The following is a 23,369-nucleotide window of genomic DNA, read 5'->3' as shown; positions in this document are numbered from 1 at the left end:
CAATCCTCCATACAATACGGGGCAAGATGATTTTGTTTATCCAGATAACTTTGAATATTCAGATCATCAACTTGAAACAATGTTTGGACTTGATGATGATCAGTTATCACGATTAAAAAGTATTCAAGGCAAATCAAGCCATTCAGCTTGGTTAACGTTTATGTATCCTCGTTTAGAGCTAGCTAAACACTTGCTTAAACGTACTGGCGTGATCTTTATCTCTATTGATGATAACGAAGATAGTAACTTAAAAGAAATATGCGATGAAATTTTTGGTGAAAACAATTTTCTTGCTCAAGTTGTTTGGGAAAGAGCATACGCACCGATTAACCTTAAAAAAAATTTTTCGCCCAGTCATGATTACATGTTAGTTTATGGGCGTGATAAGAACATTATTGAAACAAATGGTATACCAAGGACTAATGCGGCTGATGATCGTTATCAAAACCCAGATAACGATCATCGAGGCATATGGCAATCGGATAATCTTTCAGTAGGTCCAGCAATTCCAGAAAATATTTATCCTATTACGACTCCTTCAGGAAGAGTGGTTGAGCCTCCAACCGGTAGGAGCTGGAGTCTCTCACGAAATGCATTTCATGAGAGACTCACAGATAATAGAATCTGGTTTGGTAGTGATGGTAACGGGGTTCCAAGAATTAAAAGATTTAAATCTGAGTTGCGTAAGACCGGCATTACACCGATGACAATTTGGAAATATCAAGATGTTGGTCATAGTCAATCAGCTACACAAGATTTAAAAACGTTGATGGGAGGCAGAAAATATTTTTCTTATCCTAAACCAGTCAAGTTAATTCAACGTGCAATTCAGCTTTATTCTGATCAAGATTCAACCATTATGGATTTTTTTGCGGGTTCTGCAACTACTGCTGAAGCAGTGATGCAACAAAATATTGAAGATGGTGGCCACCGCAAGTTTATTATGGTTCAATTACCTGAAAAAACGTATCGTGTGAACAAGGAAGGAAAGAAAATTCCAACTAAAGGTGGCAAAGCTGCTTTTCAGGATGCCTTTATGAGTATTGATGAGATAGCCCTAGAAAGAATTCGTCGAGCTGCTAAGAAAATCAAGCAAGACAATGAATTAACATTACCTGAAAATTTTGATGGCAGTTTTAAACATTATCGTGTAGTAAAGCCAACTAAGCGAACACTTGAAGATATTGAAGATTTTGATCTCAACGGTACTGACTTATTTACTAATATGGTGGATTCCTTTTCAAGTTCGGGACTAAATACAGATGGTGATGCTACGGGGGAACAAACAATTTTAACAACTTGGTTGGTTCAAGATGGGTATTCTTTTGAAGCAGATATAGAGACATTTTATTTTGGAGAATATAGGGCTCATATTATTGAAAACAATCGCTTATATCTAATCAATGAAGGTTGGAACAAGGACCATACTAAAGAACTGCTCAATCAATTGGGAACCCATCAATTAGATTTACAAAGTGTTGTTGTTTTTGGTTATTCTTTTAACATTGCCGAATTACGTGAATTAGAAATTGGTCTTAAACAGGTTGATAGTCATGTCAATCTAATTCGGAGGTACTAGTAATGAAGATTAAACTGGAAATATTACCACATCAAACTGAGGCACTAAAAGCAATCGATGAAAATTTTTATGGCCTTGATACTTTAAAAAACAATCCAGATGCAGATTATATTTATGCTAATCCATTAGTTAAATACCGTTATCAAGAAAAAGCAAACATTGATATTAAGATGGAAACCGGTACTGGAAAAACTTACGTTTATACCAGAATGATGTATGAATTGCATCAGAAATATGGATTATTTAAATTTGTCATTGCGGTTCCAAATCCAAGCATTAAAGAAGGAACGCGAAGCTTTATTACTAGTGCCTATGCTAAACAACATTTCAGTGAGTTTTATGAAAATACCAGAATTCAGCTTAATGTTATTAATGCTGGGGATTTTAATGGTCAATCAGGTAGAAGAAATTTTCCGGCACAATTGTCTGAGTTTGTTGAATCTACCCGACAAAATGTGAATCAAATTGAAGTTCTTTTAATTAACGCTGGTATGCTACATTCTAAATCTATGCATCGAGATGACTATGATCAAACTTTATTAGGTGGTGAAACATCACCGATTAAGGCTATTGCAGCTACCCGACCAATTGTAATTATTGATGAACCCCATCGCTTTTCGAGAGGAAAAAGGTTCTATGGTGATATCAAAGAAATGGACCCGCAGTTGATTGTTCGATTCGGGGCAACATTTCCGGAAATAACGCCTGGTCATGGCCATAATAAAGTTAAAAAAATAGACTATTATCGTGGTAAACCTCAATTTAATTTAAATGCGGTTGACAGTTTTAATCAAGGACTAGTTAAGGGAATTGATATTGGCTATCCGGATATGCCAGAAGACCAGGCAAATAATTTATATAGAGTCAAAAAATTAAAACCAAAAGAACTTACCCTAACTAAGGATAATAAAGATTATTCTGTGACTGTTGGTGAAAGCTTAGCAGATATTGATGAAGGTTTTGCTGGAAACATTACTTACGATGGAGGTCTTGATCATGAACTTTCTAATGGGCTATCCCTTTCTAAAGATATGAAATTAATTCCAGGGACTTTTTCTGAATCTTACCAAGATGAAATTATTTCTGAAGCTTTGGACAGGCATTTTGTGGCCGAACAAGAAAATTTTATGCGATCAAATACCTCAATAAATGTTCCGCGAATAAAAACCTTGTCGTTATTTTTTATTGATAGTATTAGCAGCTTTCGTGGCGATAATAAAACTAAGGGTTGGCTTGCAAAAAATTTTGAAAAGATACTTACACAAAAGTTAAGGAAACTCATTAAGAAATACGAATTCACGATCAACGATCGTGAGAAACAATACTACGAGTTTCTACAAGCAACGTTACAAAGTTTAAAATCCGAACATCAAGATGTTTATGCAGGGTATTTCAGTGAAGATCGTGGTAATTCTGATGATGATATTCAAGCGGAAGTTGATGATATCCTTAAAAACAAAGAAAAATTACTAAGCTTTAAAGACAGTAAAGGTAAGTGGATCACACGGCGGTTTTTATTTTCCAAGTGGACATTACGTGAAGGTTGGGATAACCCGAATGTTTTCGTGATTGCTAAATTAAGGACCTCTGGATCTGAAATTAGCAAAATTCAGGAAGTAGGACGGGGATTACGATTACCTGTTGACGAAACTGGGCATCGATTAAGTCAAGAGGAATGGCCAAGTCGTCTGTCATTTTTGATTGGCTATGATGAACAAAATTTTGCTGAGAAGTTAGTAGGTGAAATTAATACTGATTCACCAGTTAAGCTGGATCAAGATGAATTGACTGAAGACATGATTAAGTTGATCGTTAAGGCCAAAGAGAAGTCGAACCCCCAATTTAATGAAAACCAGTTACTTGATGACTTGGATGAACATAACGTCATTACCCGTTCTAACCAGTTTAAACAATATGTTGATATAGATGGCAAAAAAATGTCAGGTTATGACGCCCTGTGCTATCTTTACCCAGAACTAGAGCAGCAGACCAAAGTGTCTAAGGGCAAAATTCGGGATAAAAATTCTAAAGACAATACAAAAGTAAAATTGCGAAAACAAAATTGGCAACAGCTAAAGAATCTGTGGCTCCAATTAGCCAAACGGCAAATGATCCAATTTGATCCATCAGTTAATCAGAATGCCGAAACTGTTGCCAGACATGTATTTAACGATAGTGACAACAAAATCTTTGTTTTGCAGCGACCACAAATAATTTCTCAGAAAATTAATACTGACAATAATATAGCTTCAGTCAGAGAAACACAGTCGGATTACAATACTGAATATCTAGCTATGAATTATGGCAAGTTTTTAAAAATCTTAGCTAATAAGACTGATTTATCAGTCAATTTGATAAATAATCTAATGATTAAAGCTATTACACGATTGGGAAGTAATACCAACTACATTAATGAAAAGACTTTAGATAATTTAGTTAGGACCCTTAATAGTCGGTTCAACGCACGGATAAAAACTTCCTATAGCTATGAACCATTAGATTTTGCTGCCTCAACTTCAATTTACAATGCAAAAAAACAAGAATTTGTGAATTCTGTTCCTGCTAGCTTATTAGGAATTTATCAAGCAGATTCGACATCTGATAAAGCTTACCTCTATGACCGACCACCTCTGCGATATGACAGTGCTGATCCAGAATTAACAATTTTGAAACGATCATATAGTCCTAAGATCAGTGTTTTTGGTAAATTACCAAAACAGGCTATCAAGATTCCTCGTTTTGATAATGGTACGACGACACCAGACTTCATTTTTAAGATTGAACGTGATAATAAGCCAATCTATTTAGTTATTGAAACGAAAGCTGAGAACATGCGTCTTGGAGATGAAGACATTCGTGTTATCCAGCAGAAATATTTTAATCATCTTAAAGAATCTGGCGTTTATTATCGAATGGCCACGAGTGCACAAGAAGTTCATGATCTAATTAATAAGTTGGAAAGCGGGGAGTTGAATTAGAATGTTATCGTTAATTGAATTAGCCAAAGAGGGAAAAATAGAAAAAACAGGTGCCAAGCCTAAACTGCCGATCAAAGTTGATGGAGTCAGTTCAGAGACTTTGGATGTTTACAAAATACCCTTAGTGTACTTGTATTATAACGATAAAAATGGTCGGATTGCGACTGGTATTTCTCAATATGAAGGCGATCTGAATCCTGCTAATGATCGAGATGATCCTAAATATAATAATTTTGTAGCTAGATTAATTGAGCAAGATAATCCAAGTGCTTTAAAACGGACAGAAAAGTCCATTCAAAATTCCGGCCAGCAGGTTTACGGCTATGTTCTTGATGATGGTCGAATTGTTGATGGGAACCGACGTTTTACCGCTTTACGTGATGTTCATCAATCAACAGGTGAGACGTTTTATTTTGAAGCCGTTATTCTACCTTTCTCATATAATAATTCTACAGAACGGGTCAAGATAAAGAAGCTTGAACTAGCTATCCAGATGGGAGTTGAAGCACGTAAGGATTATGATCCTGTTGATTTGGCCGTTGATATTTACCAGACTACTAATGGTGATGATCCAATTATGACACAGGCAGATTATGCAGCTGATTCTCATATGCTTCTAAAAGAAGTTGAAAGGCATTACAATGGTGCGGTTTATATGCATAAATTTCTTCAATATATTGGAGCACCAGAAAATAATTACAATATTATTAAAGAAAGCAAAGTTTGGTCGTTATTTTATGAAATGGGTAAGTCATTATCCAAGAACTTTAGCAATGATCCAGAGTCACAAGTCCGCAAAAATGAGACTATGAATTCATATTTTGGTGTCATTTTATACCAGATCCATGTTGGGGTAAGTGGCAACACTGCACGAACTCATATTCGAGAATACGGCAAAAATATTGTTCATAGTCCTGATAACGAAGATTTTAATGATGATGTAGCAGACATAGTCGGTGACTTATCTGATTCACTGCGCGATGCTGAAATTCACAGTACTTCTGATTTAATGGAGAGCTTGACTGATGAACATGAAACAGTAGAAGCACTAGGAGATACTTTTGATACTTATATGCGGAATGCACATAACAGTGAATCTGTAGGCAAGTTCATTCACAATATTAAGCAAAATGTGAAGTATTACAGCGACTTAAATGAAGATGGTGGTTTGATTGGTAGTTTGAAGTATAACGATGTTAGTAAAGGTCAACTGAAAGATCTGCAACAGTATATGCGAGACCTAAATCAATTAAGTAGGGAGCTGTTCAGCAAGTATGGCGATGAAATCAAATAATCCAGTCATTATCAAAAATCAAGATGGTTCATTTCAACTCTTAGATGATGATCACCATACTTTAGAAAACAAAGCCCTTCAACGTGTCCTAAAAGTTTTTGTACCATATTTTAAAGATATAAAGCACCGAACCTTCAAGGATAATTTAACTTATGTTCAATTACTCGAACTGGTAAAAAAACTTAATCGACGATTAGAACATAAGGGATTACCTGTGGTCAAAACCAGCAACAAATTTAAGCAATTCGTTCAACAGCATGAATACTATATTAAAGAACAAAGTCAAGCTGGATTAACAGTCAAGTCTGATGACATTCGTTGGTATCATGAATTTGAAAATTTTAAACAACTATTGAGTCAAGAAATTGCGAGACCACTGAAAGCCGAACAAGAAAGAGCTAGTTTTTTCTTAACTATTATGAAGCGAGCAGCCAATTTTTCAGTTCCTGGCTCTGGAAAGACTGCAATGATGTACGGTACTTTTGCATATCTTTCCAGTCCAGGTGTGAATAAAGTTAACAAGTTATTGGTCATTTCACCATTAAATGCGTTTGCAGCCTGGCGAACGGAGTTTGAGGCTGTGTTTAAATCTAAGCGAAATTTACATTATCTCAATATGCGAGATAAAAAATACAACAATAATGTTGGCGCAATCAAACATGATTGGGTTCAAGCAAACGTGATTACCATTAATTATGAATCTCTGCAAAGTAAGTTAAGCGTAGTTAACGATTTGTTGGATTCCAAGACAATGTTAGTTTTTGATGAAGTTCACCGGGTAAAGGGTATAGGTGGTCAACGTGCAAATGCAGCATTAAGTTTAAGTCAATTACCACGTTATCGATATGTATTGACGGGAACACCAATACCTAATGGCTATAGAGATATATATAATTTTTTACATTTGATGTATCCCGATGAATATTCCTCTTTCTTTAACTGGGACATAAATGAGTTGAATTATATTGATCCAGAGGATGTAAATAATAAATTAGCGCCATTCTTTTGGCGAACCAATAAAAATGATTTGCATGTTCCTAAGCCTGATCCTGATCAATTTATTAAGATCTCCCCATCAGCAGATCAGCAAACTCTGGCTAATGCTATTTATGAAAATGAGCATGGTACATTAGCATTATTTATTAGGTTATTGCAGGCCTCAACAAATCCACAACTTCTAAAATACAATATTAATTACCAAGATCTAGGATTAGTAGAAGCAGATTCCAATTCTTGGAAGCAAGAATTTTCTAAATTCAAAGATTACCACCAAAATAATGCAGACTTATATAAAAAGTATCCTTTAGATAACGTAAAATCTCCTAAATTTGATGCTGGAATTAAATTGGTTGAAAAATTAGTTCATGAAGGAAAAAAGGTTCTGGTTTGGGGAATGTTCGTTGGCACGATGCGTAAAATTCAATATGTATTAGAAAGAAACGGGCTAAATACAACATTGATATATGGTGGTACACCTAAAGATGCACGTGAAGAAATGATTGATGAATTCAGAACGAAAAAAACTCAAGTTCTGATTTCTAATCCGAATACTTTAGGCGAATCAATTTCACTTCACCAAACGGTTCATGATGCTGTTTATTTTGAATACAATTTTAATTTAACCTTTATGCTTCAGTCTCGCAATAGAATTAATCGTCTAGGCTTATCAAAGAATCAGTACACGAGATACTATTACTTAATGACCAATGGCGATGTTGCTCACAGCAGTTTCATTGATCAAACAGTTTATAACAAGTTAAGAGATAAAGAAAAAATCATGCTTGATGCTATTGATGGAAAATTGCTAGTGCCGGAGTATCCTGATGATTATCTACAAGAAGTCAAAAACATTGTACTAGGAAAGTATAAATAATAATTTACAATGATTACAGAAAATCAAAGTTCAGGGGCTATAATTACAAATACCCCCTCGAAAACATTGAACAAATAACTCCCAACATCTACATTATAGATATTGGGGGTTATTTGTTTTGATATGGTATAAATGACTTCTTTTATTCGTTATTTTTTCGATAGCTTTTAGACCGATTTTGCCTAGGAAATAAACGATCATGCGAACCCACTCGAATTCCGATTAAGACTAGTTCATCTTTATCAATCGTATAAACAACCAGAACATCGTTAGTTTCGTTTGGTGTTTTGTTTTTCGGGGTATCTCGTAAATGAAATTCATTATATCCAGTCATTCGCCGGTTAAGCTCATGATCTTCAAATTCTGGTGGTAATTGTTGTTGTTCAAGCAACAGGTCAATGGCTGCTCGAACTTCATCAATAATAGTTTTGTCTAAACTGGCTAATCGTTTTAGATCAGCATTAAAGGTTGCACGTGGTTTAAATCTTAGTTTTTTCATTATTTAAACTGACCCCAATAATCATCATTTGATTCAACAATTTCATCATCAGGTAAAACATGTCGTTTAATTAACTGATCACGCGCAATTGCATATTCTAACGAACCTTCTTTAGCTTTTAATGCTCTTTCTATCCAGTCCATTTTTTCTTGCGAAATGATGGCCACTGCTCGACTATTTGAACGAGCAATGTAAACTGTTTCGTCTTCGTCATTAACTTGATCTAAATATTTTTTTAGGTTAGCGCGAAAATCGCTCTGTGTTAATGCTAATGTCATAATTACCACCCTCTCTTTGTACTTAATATTGTACTTTAATTTGTACTAAAAATCAATTTAAAGGGACTAAAACTATGCAACAAGTTGTTTTACCAATCAAAGATTCAAATATTCTCAAAGAGGTGCAAGATACGTTACTCAATAATTTCAAAGCTGGCCGGCGTAACTATACAAAACTATACAATGCGCAATACTGGTGCTTTATTGTTTCGCACACAAGCAAGCTCAACTAGGTCTGAAGATAATATAAAATAACTATGAAAAAATTTCCTGGTTTAAACTGAATGATAAACTGCTAAAGTGAGAGTAGTTTTTTTTAACCAAAAAGTGATTCCATGCTGAAAATATATCTATTCCTGCATTGATTCTTGGCATTAAAGAGATAGAAGTCTAATAGGAAGTTTCAATACTTGTGCGAATTCTTCTTCAAAGTAAACGAAAGTAATAAACCTATAACAGCTAATACAAGTGTGAAATAAATTCCAAAATGCATACCATTTGTAAAAGAAGCTGAAGAATTTTTTCCGGGGTAAAAAGATTCACCTAATGCAAGAAAACTTGTCGTTAGTGCTGTTGATATAGCTCCAACAATTTGTTGCATAGTGTTCATAATAGTACTACCATCTCCAGATTCAGGACCTGCTAGAGAGTTTAAAGCATAGGTTTGTGCGGGAGACATTGCAAGAGGACATCCAACCATTAAAATTACATGTGCAATGATAACATAGATAATTGTTGAATCAGTTTTAACTGCTGATAATAAAAGACAACCGATAATAGCAATTAAAAAACCAATACGAACTGGTAATTTTGCTCCATAATTGTCATACGACCGACCAGCAAATACTGAAACAATAGCATTTACGAACCCGCCAGGTAGCATAATAATACCAGTTAATGCTACAGGTAAAAGCAGTCCTCGTTGAATATACTGTGGTAATAAATACATTGCTGATAAAATAATAGCAAAGTCAATCATAACTAATAATGCACCAGATCTGAACATAGGATTTTTAAATATCTTCAAATTTAAAACAGGGTTCTCTAATGTTAATTGTCGGCGAACATATAGTGTCAAAGTGATAACACTAACAATTAATAAAACAATCACAGGGACAGATATCCAACCCAAATCAGAGACTAGGCTAATACCTGTAACCAGGCTAGCAAAGCCTATAATTGAACCTATTAAAGATAGAAAGTCAATTTTAGGACGAGAGAGTTTTCCAACATTTTCCAAGGAGAACACAGCAAAAAATAAAGCAATTACTAAAAATGGGATAAAAGTCCAGAATATCCAATGCCAAGATAGCTTTGCAAGAATAATTCCTGTTAATGTCGGTCCAATTGCAGGTGCAAGCATTATAACAAGAGCGCAAATTCCCATGGCGGTGCCTAATTTATGTGGTGGAAAAATTTGCATTGCAACAGTAAACATTAATGGCAATATAAGGCCCGTGGCAATACCTTGAATCATGCGACCTAGTAATAATATTCCAAAATTTGTTGCCATAGCTGAAATAGTTGCGCCAATAATGAAATCTACTAAACCAAAAATGATGATTTGCCGTGTTGTAAACCATTTTGACAATAAGCTTGAAAATGGTAGGACAATCCCAATCACTAGCATATACCCCGTCACCAACCATTGAATTATACCCGCATTTATATGTAGACTGCTCATTAATTGCGGGAGTGCAATGTTAAGTGAGGTTTCCGAAAGCATTCCCACAAAAGCCCCAATTAACATACTAACCATTGCTAGCTCGGGGTTTTTAACCTTAACTCTAGCTTCTTTGTGTAAATTATTTGTTTCTTCCAAAAAAAACATCCTTTCCTGAATACGAAGTACATTTGATTACACTACCAAATTTTTTCTGTTCATGTAAGTTTTTTTTAATAAAAAATATTTGCACCAGGACCATTTGCTGTTGTATTCTTTCAGTTCCTCATCAACTGAGTTTTTAAATCTCCACTTTACCTGGTGTTTTTCTGAATAAATTTCTCTTAAATCTGTTTGTAGCATAACATTCGTAGGTGATCTTCATAATGAACAAGAGGGCTCCAAACATGAAACAAATAATAAAAATGTAAAAAATGCAAAAGACATTAAGAACCTAATATGAAAATTATATCTCTCCTTCTCAATACTCAGGGCCTATAAGCTGCTTATAAAAAATAAAGTGTGTTCTTGGTATAAGGACTAATATTGACAGCAAGCATAATTGTCATGTATACTTGTCAAAATGACTAGTTTGTTTTACAAAAAAATACAGAAGGTGTTTATGATGAACAAGAATAAAATATTGGAAGCAGCTCAACAAGCAAACGACGATGAGGGAAAACGGTATACCATTTTGGCAAGTCAAAATATTATATTTGGCTTCTATTCGCTAGGATTACTTTTCATCCTAACTATCCGATTACTGCGTCACGAGTCTCTAAATGATGTGCTTTTTTTGTTTTTACTTGGTGGTTTAGGTATTGAGATATCACAAGCTATCAATAAACGTTCCGTAGTATCTATTCTAATGTCACTTTTACTAATTGTAGCAGTTGTTTACACTGCATGGCTTATCGCACTTGGAAAGTAGAGATTCTCTTGAAAAACATAATTTTAAAAAATCGTTTAAAAGTTGCACGAGCAGAAAAAGGTTTAAATCAATCACAATTAGCAAAGTTAGTTGGGGTATCACGCCAAACAATTAGCAACATCGAAACTGGTGAATTTGTTCCGTCAGCTAAGTTGGCGTTGCTTTTATGCGTTGCTTTGGACGAGCAATTTGAAGAATTGTTTTATTTTAAAGAAGAATAGTCTAAATGAGAGGCTATTTGTCTCAAATAGCGCCTAAAAAGAGCAAGCATAGAATCATTGCTTGCTCTTTTTGCGTTTCATCAGCATAATTATTTTGAAATCAGGAGGGTATTTATGAAATTTGGTGATCGTCTAAAAAATGCAAGAACAGAATTGAATCTTACTCAGGAACAAGTTGCTAATGATTTTTTTATTACTAGACAAACAATTTCTAGTTGGGAAAACGAAAAAACCTATCCTGACATTGCTAACTTAATTAAGTTAAGTGACTACTATCACATTTCACTAGATACTTTATTAAAGGAGGATACAGGTATGCGTGAGTTTTTAGAAAAAAAGGAAGTTACGAGAGAAATAAAACCAATTTATCGCAATCTTATAGTTATTGATTTACTAGTCTGTTCATTACTAATTGGTGACTTTTTTAATCTAATACATTTAGGCGTATTTATGCTTCCAATACTTTTCTTGTTATTGTGCAGTGTATCTGCGTTAAACAAGTTGAGAGCTTTCGATGATTCTAGTTCTCTTGGATTAAAATACACTTGGCAAAAATATTTATCTGGAGAAAAAGGATCCAAATATTCGCTTATTTTGCCGATATTATTTATCATTTCAGGAGTTATTGTTGTTTTATTAAAAGAATTCTATATTGGTGGAATCTTCGTATTGACAGGGGTTTCATTTTTATTTTCCATTTTTACGAAAACAAAATACCAATGATATTTCCTCATACGGTAGGGTCTATAAGTGTCAAATAAACCAGGGATAGCGCATATAAGAATATCGTAATAATACCAAGAAGTTGGTGCATTAAAAATTACTAGAAGTAGCAACCCAATCAATGATAGTCCGACGTAAAACCATATATTTTTATAAAAATTTATCATATTGTTTCTCCAATGTTTGGAAACCTTTTTAATTTTTTGAAAAGATCTCTTACTTTAGAAGAGGGCCATGAACAAAACGACTAATTTCCAAAAAGATTCATATTGTAAATTAGTCCTTCAAGCCAATCACTCCGATTTAACTTTTTTAACAAAATCCGGCCATCGTCTGATAGATGATTTTCTAAGGATAATTTTCTAAGAGAATTAATCAGCTTGACTATTTCACGTTCCTGCACAACTTTTGGATTATTGATATTTTCTGAAGTATCCACAATAAGTTGTTGTTCAATCTTATTCAAGTTTGAATGTTTTTCCATAAAGTCTAGCAAATATTTCCGCTTATCTAATTTAAACAATTATATTACCTCTCCATCTTAATCTGCTCTTAAGTCAATATTTGGCCCTTTTTTGCGTTGCATGGATTGATCATACTTATAAATTTTCAATAATATTGTCTAAACCAGGGGTATAAAAAATAAAATTCGGTGTTACAAGCAAATGTTAAAATGCGTATAGTTCCTTTAAGGCGCCAAAATCTTAGCTAAGCCTTTGCTGTTATCTGATCATTTAGTGAATAAGCCCAAGGAGTCGTGATTTAAGACTTCAGTTTTTATCTGATCCAAATAGGTTAATACTAGAAAAAAGGTCACCTTCTTTAAAAATGGGGTGTGGTAGACATCGTCATAAAAGAAGCTGATCTTTTTTTGAACATTATTCGGATTATTTTTACAATTTATCTAGTAACAGCTAATCATAAATGTAATTGCGTGTCATCGGCAATCCAACACCACTAGGTGCTTTTACTAATAGATACTGAATAACGTCTATATTTCCTGATTCGAAGGAAGCTGCACAAGCCTGTAAGTACAGACTCCACATTCGATCAAAACGTTCACCATACTTTTCGATGACTTGATTCCGAACTTTCTGATAGTTTTGATACCAAATTTCCAATGTTTTCTGGTAATGGCGCCGCAAGGGCTCAATATCTGAAAATTGCAATTTGGCATTCATAATGTGCTTAATATTTTCAGCAACATTAGGAATATATCCTCCTGGAAAGATGTATTGATTAATAAATGGATCCACACCAGCGCCTTCATGCTGCCCAGTAATGCCGTGAATCAATGATCGTCCTCCTGGAACCAAAAATTCTTGGACTTTTTTAAAATACAGTCCTAAGTTTTCTTTACCAACATGTTCAAACATGCCCACAGACGTTACATAATCGTATTGTCCAGATACTTCACGATAGTCTTCCAATATTACATGTACCTGATTTTCTAAGTGTCGTTGTTTTATTTGTGATTGTGTATAGTTATATTGCTCTTGGCTCAGGGTAATACCTGTTGCATCTAGTCCAAATTCTTCAGCAGCCGTGAATAATAAAGTTCCCCATCCACTACCAATATCTAATAGTTTGTGACCTGGTTTAGTGGCTAGTTTACGTAAGATATGGTGAACTTTGTTCAGTTGTGCCTGTTCCAAAGTGTCAGATTCTTTTTCAAAATAAGCACAAGAATAGGTCATTGTGTCATCTAACCATAGCTTATAAAAATCGTTACCTATGTCATAGTGCTTTTGAATGTCTTTTTCACTATTTTTTTCAGAATGCGATATTTGTGGTAAGTGTTCTAAGAAGGAATTGTGGGTTAAAAAACTGTCTTTCTTCCGATAAGCCGATGCAATTAATGTTTGTATACTTCCATCAATCTCTATGTCATCATTCATGTAGGCCTCACCTAGAACTAAAGTGGGTTGCCTAGTTAGCGATTTAACAGGAATTTCGTGTTTGAATTGTACCTTAACGACGGGAACTCCATCACCATATTTTTCCGTTTTTCCATTCCAATAAGTTACTTCAATTGTTATGTCGAATGCTTTACTGAATAATTCCTTGTAAATCATTTTGTCTAGCACAAATATCCCTCCGTTAAAATAAAAAATTCATTATATATCTAAAAGATCATATGCAGAAATACATATTAATACTACAATTAACTGTAATATTATTGCAAATTATTTCTCCATAGATACTTGGTTTTTCTGAATAATGCGTCTTGCTAAGAGACAAAATAAAACCGATTGAACCGCACTATACTGTACAAGAGTAGTACTAGATGTGGTTTCTAAATTAATACTGATCATAGAAGGCGTTTTTATTGCTTTTTGAGAACTCGTTCATTAAACATCCTTATAAAGTCATTATATCCTTCTGCAGGTGAAGTATCCACAAGGATAAGGCATAGTCCATGCTCTATTTCAGATAGTGAGAATACATTTTTAAGTACACTGACCACAATCACTCCTACCGATTGTTTTCGTTCATATTTTGTCTTGATTCTTTATTTCCGCGGGAATATCTGGTGCGGAATCGACTAATAATCCAATTTTTTCCTCCATGTAGTCTTAATAACGGATTAGATAGTATTGTAATCCATATAACACTGTCGTCAATGTTACATTGAATTCATGATAGACTTTTGAAGTTGGTTCCATTGTTTTTAATATATGATTAGCTTTTTAACAATTACAAAAAAGATTTTTGGCTTGAAGTAGTAGCGGATCATTTTTAATTAAAGATTCAGAAATTTCAACCAAAAAAGCAGGCCATAACTTAACGGTTGTGTCATTTTTTTAATACCATATAATTAATGGCCTTGGCATGCGTCATAATTTACGCCTTAAGTTCTGGTAATTAACAGATCGAGATCCTAAATCAAAAAGATTCCTGACTAGATAACACTTAATTCATGAATGTTTTGCAGGTACAGAAATAGGAGAAATATTGCTCCATTGATGGTAACGCTAGACATTAACATTAGTAAAGTTACCGTTAATCCAGAAAAATTGGTAATAAGACCTCAATACTAGAAAAGGTGTCGTGATTGCTGAAGTTGACAATACCGATTATTTGTAGTGGCCTTTTACATTACGAATTTTCACACTCTTCATATTGGTGTAGGGGGCATACTGTGAAGGCACTTTTCAAAATTTAAACTTATTTGCTATACTGATTTAAAATAATAAAAAGGGGTGTGTATGTTGTCTCCAACTCAACTAATTTTTACCATTCTAGGATTTATGGGTGCGTTTACCATTCTTTTTTTATACTTTTTTTTCAAATGATTAACGTGCGAAAGAAATTAAGAAAAAGAACATTAATTTTCAAGCAAGAGTTAAGCAGGTATAAAAATGAATGTAATACTTCTGGTTTGGGAGATAAAGCACTTGTTGTGGCGGGTACATATCATCCTGCAAAGTCTTTGAAAAAAATACTTGGCTTAAACATGATCCCAACGTTCATTTTATTAGGCACATTTTTTTAAAGTTTCCTTTTATATAAAGATGGCATTGCTTGTGGTTTTTATTGGAGCTGTGGTGTTGCTACCAGTGTATTATTTATATTTGAAAAAACGTGATACGGAATTTTCCTTAAGAAATCAATTTAAAACCCCTGATTTTCCACTGAGTAATGAAAAAAGAGATTGATATTACAATTTAATCAGAAAATTGCGATATTAATCAAGAAAATAACATTTAACTCGTTACAAGCGTTTGAGCTTTTAAATATTGTTATGATTTTTGGTACACTTCTCCAAATAGTTATAAAAACACAGTTTAGCTAGCCTTTTTAATTATTGGTGTAATTACTATAACCCTGACAGTAACTATTTTTATAGTTATGCTGGCACTTCTAATTAAATATACAATCCTCATTTTTATAGCAAAGATAATCTTTACACCATAAGTTAGTTGATTCTGCTATAGATAGCTGTTATATCAGTTATAAAGATTCTAATCATAATTAATATCATATATGATTATTACCATGCTTCATAAACCATAGAAAAGTACTCCCACACTTTTTTCAAAGTTGCTTAAGTTGTACAGATATAGGTACACGCAAAACAAAGCAATTTCTATTTGTTGAATTTTATTTTTCATTTTGCTTTAACATCAGCAAAATTGTTTCTTTTTGCCGTTGAGAGACATTGTTATCCAAGTAGGTTTTACACATCTGATTAACTAAATCGTACATCTTCGTATCTGTAACGACAGACATACTTTTTATTAAATCATATACAGACGGATCAACCTTAATGGTCTTTCGTTCATTGGCCTTATATTCTTTTTTCATGAAAGTTCTTGATAAAAACTGAGTTGCAGTTCCTTTTTAGAATTAATGAAACGAAAATACAGATTTTATATAGATGCTACAAATGGTTCTTTCTTTGGGGGCTATTAATATGTTCTTGAGCCTAGGTTAAATGTAATGTTACTAACGATTGCAAATCATGTGTTTCCATATTGAGTAATTTTGCAGATGGGAACAATATTTGTATTTCTGCAAAAAACATTATTATGTGGAACTGTTGTTTTCATTATTTCCACACCGTTGCTAATTTTTCCAAAAACTTCTTGGGAGTTCATACTGTTGTATTTAACATATCTGACATTTGCAGGGGCTGTTAGTTTTTTAACATTTAATATACCTATCAGTAAATAAATATCAGTAAAAATTTTCAAAGAAGGATTTTCACAGTTTCTATGGTGCTGGCACAGACACTCACACCAATTGAGGGGATCATCCATGACCTTTTATTTACTGATCTTAACCTGGATAAAATTGCGGTAATTTATACGATAACATTCACTCTTCAAATAGGAATTATTTGTCTATTTCTCCACAGAATAGGCAAAATTTATTAAAAAATGTTAATCATCTTTTTTACTATCAGCATCTAGATTTTTCTTTAGATGCTTTTTTCTTACCAAAATTGCAATGAAAATTGATTCGAGATTTAAGTAAATAAAATCAATGATTATTAAGACACCGTAAATGAGATGACTACCGCTTGATAGTCCCCAAAGATTCAACAGTAATATTGGTATGAAAAAAAGACTTGTGAGGGCAACTAGTGGGGATGCATTTTTCCAAAGCCATAACATATGGACACCTCCCTTAGGTTAATTAAATTAATAATAAAATAATTTTCAGAGGAACGACAGAGTTAGTAGGAGAAATTTACGAAAAAGTATGTGTTTGAAATCACAACCATAGATTTAAAAATGATAATTTGATGAAAATTAGGGTAGCAAATTTGTTGTAGAAATGGTTCTTGTATATCATAATAAGTTCATGTAATCACAATGTTTAAATATTGAAAAAAAGGCGTTAAAATAAGTATGAAAGCGGTTTACAGAAATGCTTCTAGAGAGGAAGAAATAAGTTGTTTTGTAAACAATGCTTGTAATGAATGTTTTGCTTGATAATGACGAGGAGGTCTAGAAATGTCAAAAAAAATAATCGATTTTGAACAATTGAAGAAGTTTGATGATGAATTCAAACCGGTACAGCTCTTATCTACAGAGGGAAAATTGTTGGAACCTGATTGGAAACCGGATCTGAGTGATGAAGAGCTTGTTGAACTCTTTAAACAAATGGTTTGGTCTAGAACACTAGATGAGCGTTCAACAAAATTGAATCGTCAAGGGCGCCTAGGATTCTACGCACCCACTGCGGGTGAAGAGGCAAGCCAGATTGCATCGAATTTCGTAATGGAAAAAGAGGATTTTATTTTACCCGCATATCGTGATGTTCCGCAGCTTGTACTTCATGGGTTGCCTCTATATCAAGCATTCTTATGGTCACGCGGCCACGTTGATGGTAACAAGTACCCAGCTGAATTACGGGCATTACCACCACAAATTATTATTGGGGCACAATACGTCCAAGCTGCAGGAGTAGCACTTGGTTTTAAATTAAAGGGTCAAAAGAATGTTGCATACACCTATACTGGTGATGGTGGAACATCTCAAGGTGATTTTTATGAGGGGATTAACTTTGCAGGTGCATTTCAAGCTCCCGCCATCTTTGTTATCCAAAATAATGGTTATGCCATCTCTGTTCCGCGTAGTAAGCAAACTGCTGCTGGAACTTTAGCTCAAAAAGCTGTTGCTGCAGGAATACCTGGGATTCAAGTGGACGGAATGGATGCACTGGCTGTTTACGAGGTGACAAAAGAGGCACGTGACTATGCACTGGCAGGTAATGGCCCAGTGCTGATTGAAACTTTGACGTATCGTTATGGTCCACATACTCTTTCTGGAGATGATCCGAAACGTTATCGTACGAAAGAAACAGATGATCTTTGGGTTAAAAGAGACCCACTAGTAAGGATGAGACTCTATCTTGAGAGTAAAGGTCTCTGGAAACAAGAAGATGAGGAAGCCTATGTTGAGCAGGTCCGTGCTGAAATTAATGAAGCAATTAATAAAGTTGAAAACATGCCAAAACAAAAGATTAGTGAATATCTGAAGAATACTTTCAAAGATACACCGGCTGAGATTCAAAGGGAAATTGAGAAATTTGAAGAGAAGGAGGCAAAATAATTATGGCGAACAAGACAATGATTAAAGCAATAACTGACGCGCTAGATCAGGAGCTGGCAAGAGATGAGAAAGTCCTTGTTTTTGGTGAAGATGTCGGGAAAAATGGTGGGGTCTTCCGTGCCACAGAAAATCTTCAGGCAACGCATGGAGAGGAACGTGTTTTTGATACACCCCTTGCTGAATCTGGAATTATCGGACTTTCAGCTGGATTAGCTTTAGAAGGTTTTCGTCCAGTACCCGAAATTCAATTTTTTGGTTTTGTCTTTGAAGCAATGGACCAAATCGCGGGACAGATTTCGCGGATTCACTTTCGATTAGGTGGAACACGTGAGATGCCAATTACAATCCGTGCTCCTTTTGGTGGGGGTGTACACACACCGGAATTACATGCTGACAGTTTAGAAGGATTGGTAGCACAGATTCCAGGATTACGTGTTGTTATTCCAAGTAATCCATATGATGCCAAAGGGCTCTTAATTTCAGCAATTCGTTCCGATGATCCAGTTGTATTTTTGGAGCATATGAAGTTATATCGATCGATCAAAGCAGAAGTACCTGATGAAGAATATACTGTACCTCTGGACAAAGCTAACATCGTAAAAGAAGGCACAGACCTGACTATTATTGCTTATGGTGCAATGGTTCAAGAAGCAGTCAAGGCAAGCGATGAATTGGCTAAACAAAATGTTAGTGCAGAAGTGGTAGATTTAAGAACCGTGTCGCCAATTGATGAGGAAACCATTTTGGAGTCAGTTAAGAAGACTGGACGAGCAGTAATTGTGCAAGAAGCACCAAAACAAGCAGGCGTAGGTTCTCAAGTAGCAGCGCTTATTGCTGAAAGGGGTATTTTATATTTAAAGGCACCAATTGGACGTGTTACGGCACCGAATACACCTTATCCATTTAGTGAAGCAGAGAGTGATTGGCTTCCTAATAAGAAAGATGTAGTTGAAAAGGCGCAAGAGATTTTAGAATATTAGGAGGCGAGCAAATGGGTGCGTATCAATTCAAGTTGCCAGATATTGGTGAAGGAATTTCAGAAGGAACAGTTGCACAATGGTATGTAAAAGTTGGTGATGTTCTAAAAGAAGATGATGACTTATTAGAGATTGAAAATGATAAATCAGTTGAAGAAATCCCTTCTCCTGTGGCAGGAACTGTTAAGAATATTCTTGTAGGTGAAGGTGAAACTGCTGAAGTTGGGCAAGTGTTAGTTGAGTTTGAGGTCGAAGGAGCAGGAAATGTTACCGAGGGCGCCGAAACAGCAGCACCACAAACATCTGTTGAACAGACACCAGCTTCTCCTGCAATAGAGAAGGTACCAACAACAGAAACTAGCGTAGTGGATAAAACGGAAACGGTTCCTCCTAAAATGTCTGAGGTCGATAGATCATTGCCTGTCTTAGCAATGCCAGCAGTACGTGTCTATGCTAGGGAAAAAGGCGTTGATATCAAAAATTTGAGTGGGACAGGTTCCCACGGTCATGTCACTAAAGAGGATGTCGATGCATTCTTGCAAGGTGGAAACAAGCCTGAGGCAGCAGAAACAAAAGAGGCAGAGAGTGTAACTGCAATAAGTTCTGCAAGCAAAGATTCACAAATCTCAAGTCAAGAATGGCCAGAAACTAGAGAAAAGATGTCTGGAATCCGCAAGGCTACAGCTAAAGCAATGGTGAATAGTGTTAGTGAAATTCCGCATGTTACAGTTTTTGATGATGTTGTGGTCGACAAATTATGGGATCATCGTAAACAGTACAAGACAATGGCGGCTGAACGAGAAGTCCGTCTCACATTCTTACCATATGTTGTTAAGGCATTGTCAATTGTCATGAAGGAATTCCCAATCTTTAACTCATATGTTGACATGGAAAACCAAGAAGTTGTATATCGTGACTATATCAATGTTGGAATTGCAACGGATACTGATAGAGGTCTATTTGTACCTAATATCAAAAATGCTGATCAAAAGAGTTTATTTGGATTAGCAAAACAAATCACAGAAAATACAGAAAAAGCAAAAGATGGTAAACTCACCAGCAACGATATGAAACATACTGGGATGTCGATTACAAATATCGGCTCAATTGGTGGCGGACTCTTTACACCAATTATTAATTGGCCAGAGGTTGCAATTCTAGGGTTAGGTAAGATTACTAAAGAGGCAGTTGTGGTGGAAGATGAAATCAAAGTTGCTTATGTGTTAAAACTTTCACTTTCATTCGATCATCGTATTATTGACGGGGCAACGGCCCAAAAAGCACTTAATCGTTTAGGTGAATTATTGAGTGAACCAGAATTGTTATTGATGGAGGGGTGAGCAGATGGTAGTTGGAGATTTTGCAATTGAACTTGACACGGTTGTGATAGGTGCTGGACCTGGTGGTTACGTTGCCGCAATTAGAGCAGCAGAAAAGGGACAAAAAGTTACGGTCATTGAGAAAGAATATATTGGTGGAGTGTGTTTGAACGTTGGTTGTATTCCCTCAAAGGCATTGATTGAGGCGGCTCATCGTTATCAAAGAGCAATGAACTCATCTGAAATGGGTTTGCGTGTCACAGCAGCAACGCTGGATTTCAAGCAAACACAGAAGTGGAAACAAGAAAGTGTAGTTGATAAATTAACAGGTGGTGTGGCTGGACTATTCAAGAAGCACCATATCGATGTAATTTGGGGTAGTGCTTTTTTGAAAGATGATCATAGCTTGCGTGTGATGACAGATGATTCTGCCCAGACATATAGCTTTAACAATTTGATTATTGCTACTGGGAGTCATCCAATTGAAATTCCTAATTTTAAATTCAAAGGAAGGGTTCTGGACTCAACCGGAGCCTTAGCACTTCAAGAAGTGCCTAAAAATTTGATAGTGGTTGGTGGAGGTTACATTGGATGTGAGCTGGCTTCTGCATATGCAAATTTAGGAGCACATGTTTCTATCCTTGAGGGAGCAGATCGAATTTTAGCCAATTACGAAAAAGACTTGGTGTCAGTTGTTGAACACCATTTTAGTGGTCAACATGTTGATATTTATACCAATGCGGTCGCAAAAATGTCAGAACAGACTGATAAGGGGGTTAAAATTAAATTTGATGTTAATGGCGAAGAAAAGGAATTAGCAGCCGATTACTGCATTGTTTGTGTGGGACGTAAACCAAATACCGCAGATTTAGGTTTGGAACATATTGGTGTAAAAATCGGGGATCGCGGACTAATTGAGGTTGATGCACAATGTAGAACAAGTATTGACAATATCTATGCAGTTGGTGATGTTATACCTGGAGCCGCGTTAGCACATAAAGCTAGTTACGAAGGGAAAATTGCAGCAGAGGCAATCTCTGGTTCTAAGGGAATTGTAGATTACCGTGCTATGCCAGCTGTCTGTTACACAGATAGTGAAATTGCAACAACTGGTTTGACAGTAGCAGAAGCTAAGGAACAAGGCCTTGACGTTAAGAAAGCACAGTTCCCGTTTGCAGCTAACGGACGTGCAATCTCAATGAGCAGCACGAATGGATTTGTACGTCTTGTGTTCGAAAAGGATAGTCAGGCAATCGTCGGAGCACAAATTGTTGGGCCTAATGCTAGTGATTTGATTACAGAATTGACACTGGCAATTGAAACTGGGGCAACGATTGAAGATGTTTCATTAACAATTCATCCACATCCTAGTGTCAGTGAAGCTGTCATGGATGCCACTGATATTGCACTGGGACTACCAATTAATATTTAGGAGATGACTTTGATGCAATATGTAGCAATGAAAACATTCGATATCCGACGAAACCTGGCAACTGAACAGTACTTGATGAATAGCGACAGATTAAAATTACCGGTTGTATTATTCTATATTGAGGACCGTTGCGTAATTGTTGGAAGAAATCAAAATACCCTTGAGGAAGTCAATCAGAGTTATTGCAAAGAACATGGAGTGACTGTTACCAGAAGACTTTCCGGTGGTGGTGCGATGTATCAAGATTTAGGAAACCTGTGTTTCAGCTTTATCGTTGATTCCAAGAACCAAGAATTTGGAGACTTTAAGAAAATGGTTTCTCCGATTGTTGATGCTTTACATGACATGGGCGTGACAGATGCAGAAGTGACGGGACGCAATGACATTGTGGTTGATGGAAAGAAATTTTCTGGAAATGCAATGTATACTCGGGGAGGGAAAACATTCTCACATGGAACGTTGATGTTAGATGTGGATACTTCAGAGGTTGCCAAAACGTTGACGGTGCCTCTAGATAAAATTCAATCTAAGGGTATAAAATCGGTACGCAGCCGTGTTACAAATTTACGGCCATATCTTTTACCACAGTATCAAAATATTACGACTGAGGAATTTCGGGATTTGTTGATTACGAAGGTTTTAGGAGTAGATAGTATTGAGCAGGCAAAAGGAAATGAGTACCTACTGACAGCAGAAGATGAAAAGAAGATTGATGAAATCGAGGCACAGTACTACAGTAATTGGGATTGGGTCTACGGTAAATCACCTAAGTTTACTGTCAAAAAGCGTAAGCACTTTACAAGAGGTACGATTGATGCACGTATTTTTGTTGAAAAAGGAAAAATCAAAAATATTAAGTTTTACGGTGACTTTTTCGGAACAAATAATGTAAGCGAGCTTGAATCCAAGCTTTCTGGTAGTATTTTTGGTAAGTCAGAATTAGAGGCAAGGCTGCTTAACAGCAACTTGAATCAATATTTCCAAGGTATTCCCGAGCAAGAAATAATTGATTTGCTAGCTGGATAAGACTAGCGGCTAT

At 35.4% G+C, this 23,369-nt stretch carries 19 protein-coding genes and 1 pseudogene; 13 read left to right on the top strand and 7 right to left on the bottom strand.

Translation table 11 applies throughout. The features are described from left to right. The 4 genes from GSM_RS06855 to GSM_RS06840 form a co-directional block, all read left to right on the top strand. Nucleotides 1–1,579 (top strand): site-specific DNA-methyltransferase (locus GSM_RS06855; protein ID WP_010077975.1); only part of this gene is annotated, 1,579 nt, incomplete at its 5' end. A gap of 2 nt (nt 1,580–1,581) precedes the next feature. After that, nucleotides 1,582–4,557, top strand: a complete 2,976-nt coding sequence (locus GSM_RS06850; protein WP_003690733.1) for a type III restriction-modification system endonuclease — start codon at nt 1,582–1,584, stop codon at nt 4,555–4,557. A 1-nt stretch (nt 4,558) separates the two neighbouring features. Further along, nucleotides 4,559–5,851 (top strand): hypothetical protein, encoded by a 1,293-nt coding sequence (locus GSM_RS06845; RefSeq protein ID WP_003690735.1) that lies wholly within the window; start codon nt 4,559–4,561, stop codon nt 5,849–5,851. Continuing rightward, nucleotides 5,832–7,724: an SNF2-related protein gene (locus tag GSM_RS06840; RefSeq protein ID WP_003690738.1), complete on the top strand. Its 1,893-nt coding sequence runs from the start codon at nt 5,832–5,834 to the stop codon at nt 7,722–7,724. Before GSM_RS06845 ends, GSM_RS06840 begins: the two co-directional genes overlap by 20 nt. Before the next feature lie 142 nt (nt 7,725–7,866). Here GSM_RS06840 and GSM_RS06835 read toward each other — a convergent pair whose 3' ends face one another. Together GSM_RS06835 and GSM_RS06830 are read right to left on the bottom strand one after the other, a co-directional pair. After that, complete coding sequence (locus GSM_RS06835) at nt 7,867–8,223, bottom strand: type II toxin-antitoxin system YafQ family toxin (RefSeq protein ID WP_003690739.1); 357 nt, start codon at nt 8,221–8,223, stop codon at nt 7,867–7,869. Next, nucleotides 8,223–8,501, bottom strand: coding sequence for a type II toxin-antitoxin system Phd/YefM family antitoxin (locus tag GSM_RS06830; protein WP_003690740.1), 279 nt, complete (start codon nt 8,499–8,501; stop codon nt 8,223–8,225). Before GSM_RS06830 ends, GSM_RS06835 begins: the two co-directional genes overlap by 1 nt. Nucleotides 8,502–8,575: 74 nt before the next feature. On the opposite strand from GSM_RS06830, the pseudogene GSM_RS14735 reads away from it, so the two are divergent. Next, nucleotides 8,576–8,674 (top strand): annotated as a pseudogene (locus GSM_RS14735) (DNA recombinase); the annotation flags it as partial. Between the two features lie 230 nt (nt 8,675–8,904). Here the strand turns inward: GSM_RS14735 and GSM_RS06825 are convergent. Continuing rightward, nucleotides 8,905–10,332 carry a DHA2 family efflux MFS transporter permease subunit gene (locus GSM_RS06825; RefSeq protein WP_187323312.1) on the bottom strand — a complete coding sequence of 476 codons (1,428 nt, stop codon included), beginning with the start codon at nt 10,330–10,332 and terminating at the stop codon, nt 8,905–8,907. A gap of 454 nt (nt 10,333–10,786) precedes the next feature. Here GSM_RS06825 and GSM_RS06820 point away from each other — a divergent pair, with 454 nt between their 5' ends. The 3 genes from GSM_RS06820 (at nt 10,787) to GSM_RS06810 (ending at nt 12,039) form a co-directional block, all read left to right on the top strand. Next, nucleotides 10,787–11,095 (top strand): DUF6442 family protein, encoded by a 309-nt coding sequence (locus tag GSM_RS06820; RefSeq protein WP_235720354.1) that lies wholly within the window; start codon nt 10,787–10,789, stop codon nt 11,093–11,095. Next, nucleotides 11,071–11,316, top strand: coding sequence for a helix-turn-helix transcriptional regulator (locus GSM_RS06815; protein WP_003690750.1), 246 nt, complete (start codon nt 11,071–11,073; stop codon nt 11,314–11,316). Before GSM_RS06820 ends, GSM_RS06815 begins: the two co-directional genes overlap by 25 nt. A 114-nt stretch (nt 11,317–11,430) precedes the next feature. Further along, nucleotides 11,431–12,039, top strand: a complete 609-nt coding sequence (locus GSM_RS06810) for a helix-turn-helix domain-containing protein (RefSeq protein ID WP_010077973.1) — start codon at nt 11,431–11,433, stop codon at nt 12,037–12,039. A gap of 247 nt (nt 12,040–12,286) precedes the next feature. Here the strand turns inward: GSM_RS06810 and GSM_RS06805 are convergent, their stop codons facing one another. The 4 genes from GSM_RS06805 to GSM_RS06775 all read right to left on the bottom strand — a co-directional run bounded on the left by GSM_RS06805 (nt 12,287) and on the right by GSM_RS06775 (nt 17,159). Next, complete coding sequence (locus tag GSM_RS06805; protein ID WP_010077972.1) at nt 12,287–12,562, bottom strand: hypothetical protein; 276 nt, start codon at nt 12,560–12,562, stop codon at nt 12,287–12,289. Nucleotides 12,563–12,953: 391 nt separating this feature from the next. Further along, nucleotides 12,954–14,126 (bottom strand): SAM-dependent methyltransferase, encoded by a 1,173-nt coding sequence (locus GSM_RS06800; RefSeq protein ID WP_010077971.1) that lies wholly within the window; start codon nt 14,124–14,126, stop codon nt 12,954–12,956. Nucleotides 14,127–16,143: 2,017 nt separating this feature from the next. Next, nucleotides 16,144–16,347 (bottom strand): hypothetical protein, encoded by a 204-nt coding sequence (locus GSM_RS14090; protein ID WP_010077970.1) that lies wholly within the window; start codon nt 16,345–16,347, stop codon nt 16,144–16,146. A 578-nt stretch (nt 16,348–16,925) separates the two neighbouring features. Next, nucleotides 16,926–17,159, bottom strand: a complete 234-nt coding sequence (locus GSM_RS06775; RefSeq protein WP_010077968.1) for a hypothetical protein — start codon at nt 17,157–17,159, stop codon at nt 16,926–16,928. Between the two features lie 342 nt (nt 17,160–17,501). Here GSM_RS06775 and pdhA point away from each other — a divergent pair, with 342 nt between their 5' ends. Genes pdhA through lplA form a run of 5 tightly spaced genes read left to right on the top strand, consistent with a single transcriptional unit; the run spans nt 17,502 to nt 23,356 of the window. Then, the gene (gene pdhA / locus GSM_RS06770; RefSeq protein ID WP_010077967.1) at nt 17,502–18,602 is read left to right on the top strand and encodes a pyruvate dehydrogenase (acetyl-transferring) E1 component subunit alpha; all 1,101 of its coding nucleotides are present in this window, start codon (nt 17,502–17,504) and stop codon (nt 18,600–18,602) included. 2 nt (nt 18,603–18,604) lie between these two features. Then, nucleotides 18,605–19,582, top strand: coding sequence for an alpha-ketoacid dehydrogenase subunit beta (locus tag GSM_RS06765; protein ID WP_010077966.1), 978 nt, complete (start codon nt 18,605–18,607; stop codon nt 19,580–19,582). 11 nt (nt 19,583–19,593) lie between these two features. Further along, the gene (locus GSM_RS06760) at nt 19,594–20,919 is read left to right on the top strand and encodes a 2-oxo acid dehydrogenase subunit E2 (RefSeq protein ID WP_010077965.1); all 1,326 of its coding nucleotides are present in this window, start codon (nt 19,594–19,596) and stop codon (nt 20,917–20,919) included. Between the two features lie 4 nt (nt 20,920–20,923). After that, nucleotides 20,924–22,330, top strand: coding sequence for a dihydrolipoyl dehydrogenase (gene lpdA, locus GSM_RS06755; protein WP_010077964.1), 1,407 nt, complete (start codon nt 20,924–20,926; stop codon nt 22,328–22,330). 12 nt (nt 22,331–22,342) lie between these two features. Then, nucleotides 22,343–23,356: a lipoate--protein ligase gene (gene lplA / locus GSM_RS06750; RefSeq protein WP_010077963.1), complete on the top strand. Its 1,014-nt coding sequence runs from the start codon at nt 22,343–22,345 to the stop codon at nt 23,354–23,356. The last annotated feature ends 13 nt before the right edge of the window (nt 23,357–23,369 follow it).

It is taken from the genome of Liquorilactobacillus mali KCTC 3596 = DSM 20444, assembly GCF_000260415.1.
Classification (GTDB): Bacteria; Bacillota; Bacilli; order Lactobacillales; family Lactobacillaceae; genus Liquorilactobacillus; species Liquorilactobacillus mali.
Note: the sequence above shows the minus strand (reverse complement) of the source record. Positions and strands in the feature narration are given on the sequence as shown.

Bases quoted from the DNA above. Each gene is read 5' to 3' on its own strand.
- GSM_RS06840 (WP_003690738.1), top strand. From the start codon at position 5,832: ATGGCGATGAAATCAAATAATCCAGTCATTATCAAAAATCAAGATGGT.
- GSM_RS06775 (WP_010077968.1), bottom strand. From the start codon at position 17,159: ATGTTATGGCTTTGGAAAAATGCATCCCCACTAGTTGCCCTCACAAGT.
- GSM_RS06820 (WP_235720354.1), top strand. From the start codon at position 10,787: ATGATGAACAAGAATAAAATATTGGAAGCAGCTCAACAAGCAAACGAC.
- lpdA (WP_010077964.1), top strand. From the start codon at position 20,924: ATGGTAGTTGGAGATTTTGCAATTGAACTTGACACGGTTGTGATAGGT.
- GSM_RS06760 (WP_010077965.1), top strand. From the start codon at position 19,594: ATGGGTGCGTATCAATTCAAGTTGCCAGATATTGGTGAAGGAATTTCA.
- GSM_RS06765 (WP_010077966.1), top strand. From the start codon at position 18,605: ATGGCGAACAAGACAATGATTAAAGCAATAACTGACGCGCTAGATCAG.
- GSM_RS06825 (WP_187323312.1), bottom strand. From the start codon at position 10,332: ATGTTTTTTTTGGAAGAAACAAATAATTTACACAAAGAAGCTAGAGTT.
- GSM_RS06835 (WP_003690739.1), bottom strand. From the start codon at position 8,223: ATGAAAAAACTAAGATTTAAACCACGTGCAACCTTTAATGCTGATCTA.
- GSM_RS14090 (WP_010077970.1), bottom strand. From the start codon at position 16,347: ATGAAAAAAGAATATAAGGCCAATGAACGAAAGACCATTAAGGTTGAT.
- lplA (WP_010077963.1), top strand. From the start codon at position 22,343: ATGCAATATGTAGCAATGAAAACATTCGATATCCGACGAAACCTGGCA.
- pdhA (WP_010077967.1), top strand. From the start codon at position 17,502: ATGTCAAAAAAAATAATCGATTTTGAACAATTGAAGAAGTTTGATGAT.
- GSM_RS06845 (WP_003690735.1), top strand. From the start codon at position 4,559: ATGTTATCGTTAATTGAATTAGCCAAAGAGGGAAAAATAGAAAAAACA.
- GSM_RS06850 (WP_003690733.1), top strand. From the start codon at position 1,582: ATGAAGATTAAACTGGAAATATTACCACATCAAACTGAGGCACTAAAA.
- GSM_RS06830 (WP_003690740.1), bottom strand. From the start codon at position 8,501: ATGACATTAGCATTAACACAGAGCGATTTTCGCGCTAACCTAAAAAAA.
- GSM_RS06810 (WP_010077973.1), top strand. From the start codon at position 11,431: ATGAAATTTGGTGATCGTCTAAAAAATGCAAGAACAGAATTGAATCTT.
- GSM_RS06815 (WP_003690750.1), top strand. From the start codon at position 11,071: ATGGCTTATCGCACTTGGAAAGTAGAGATTCTCTTGAAAAACATAATT.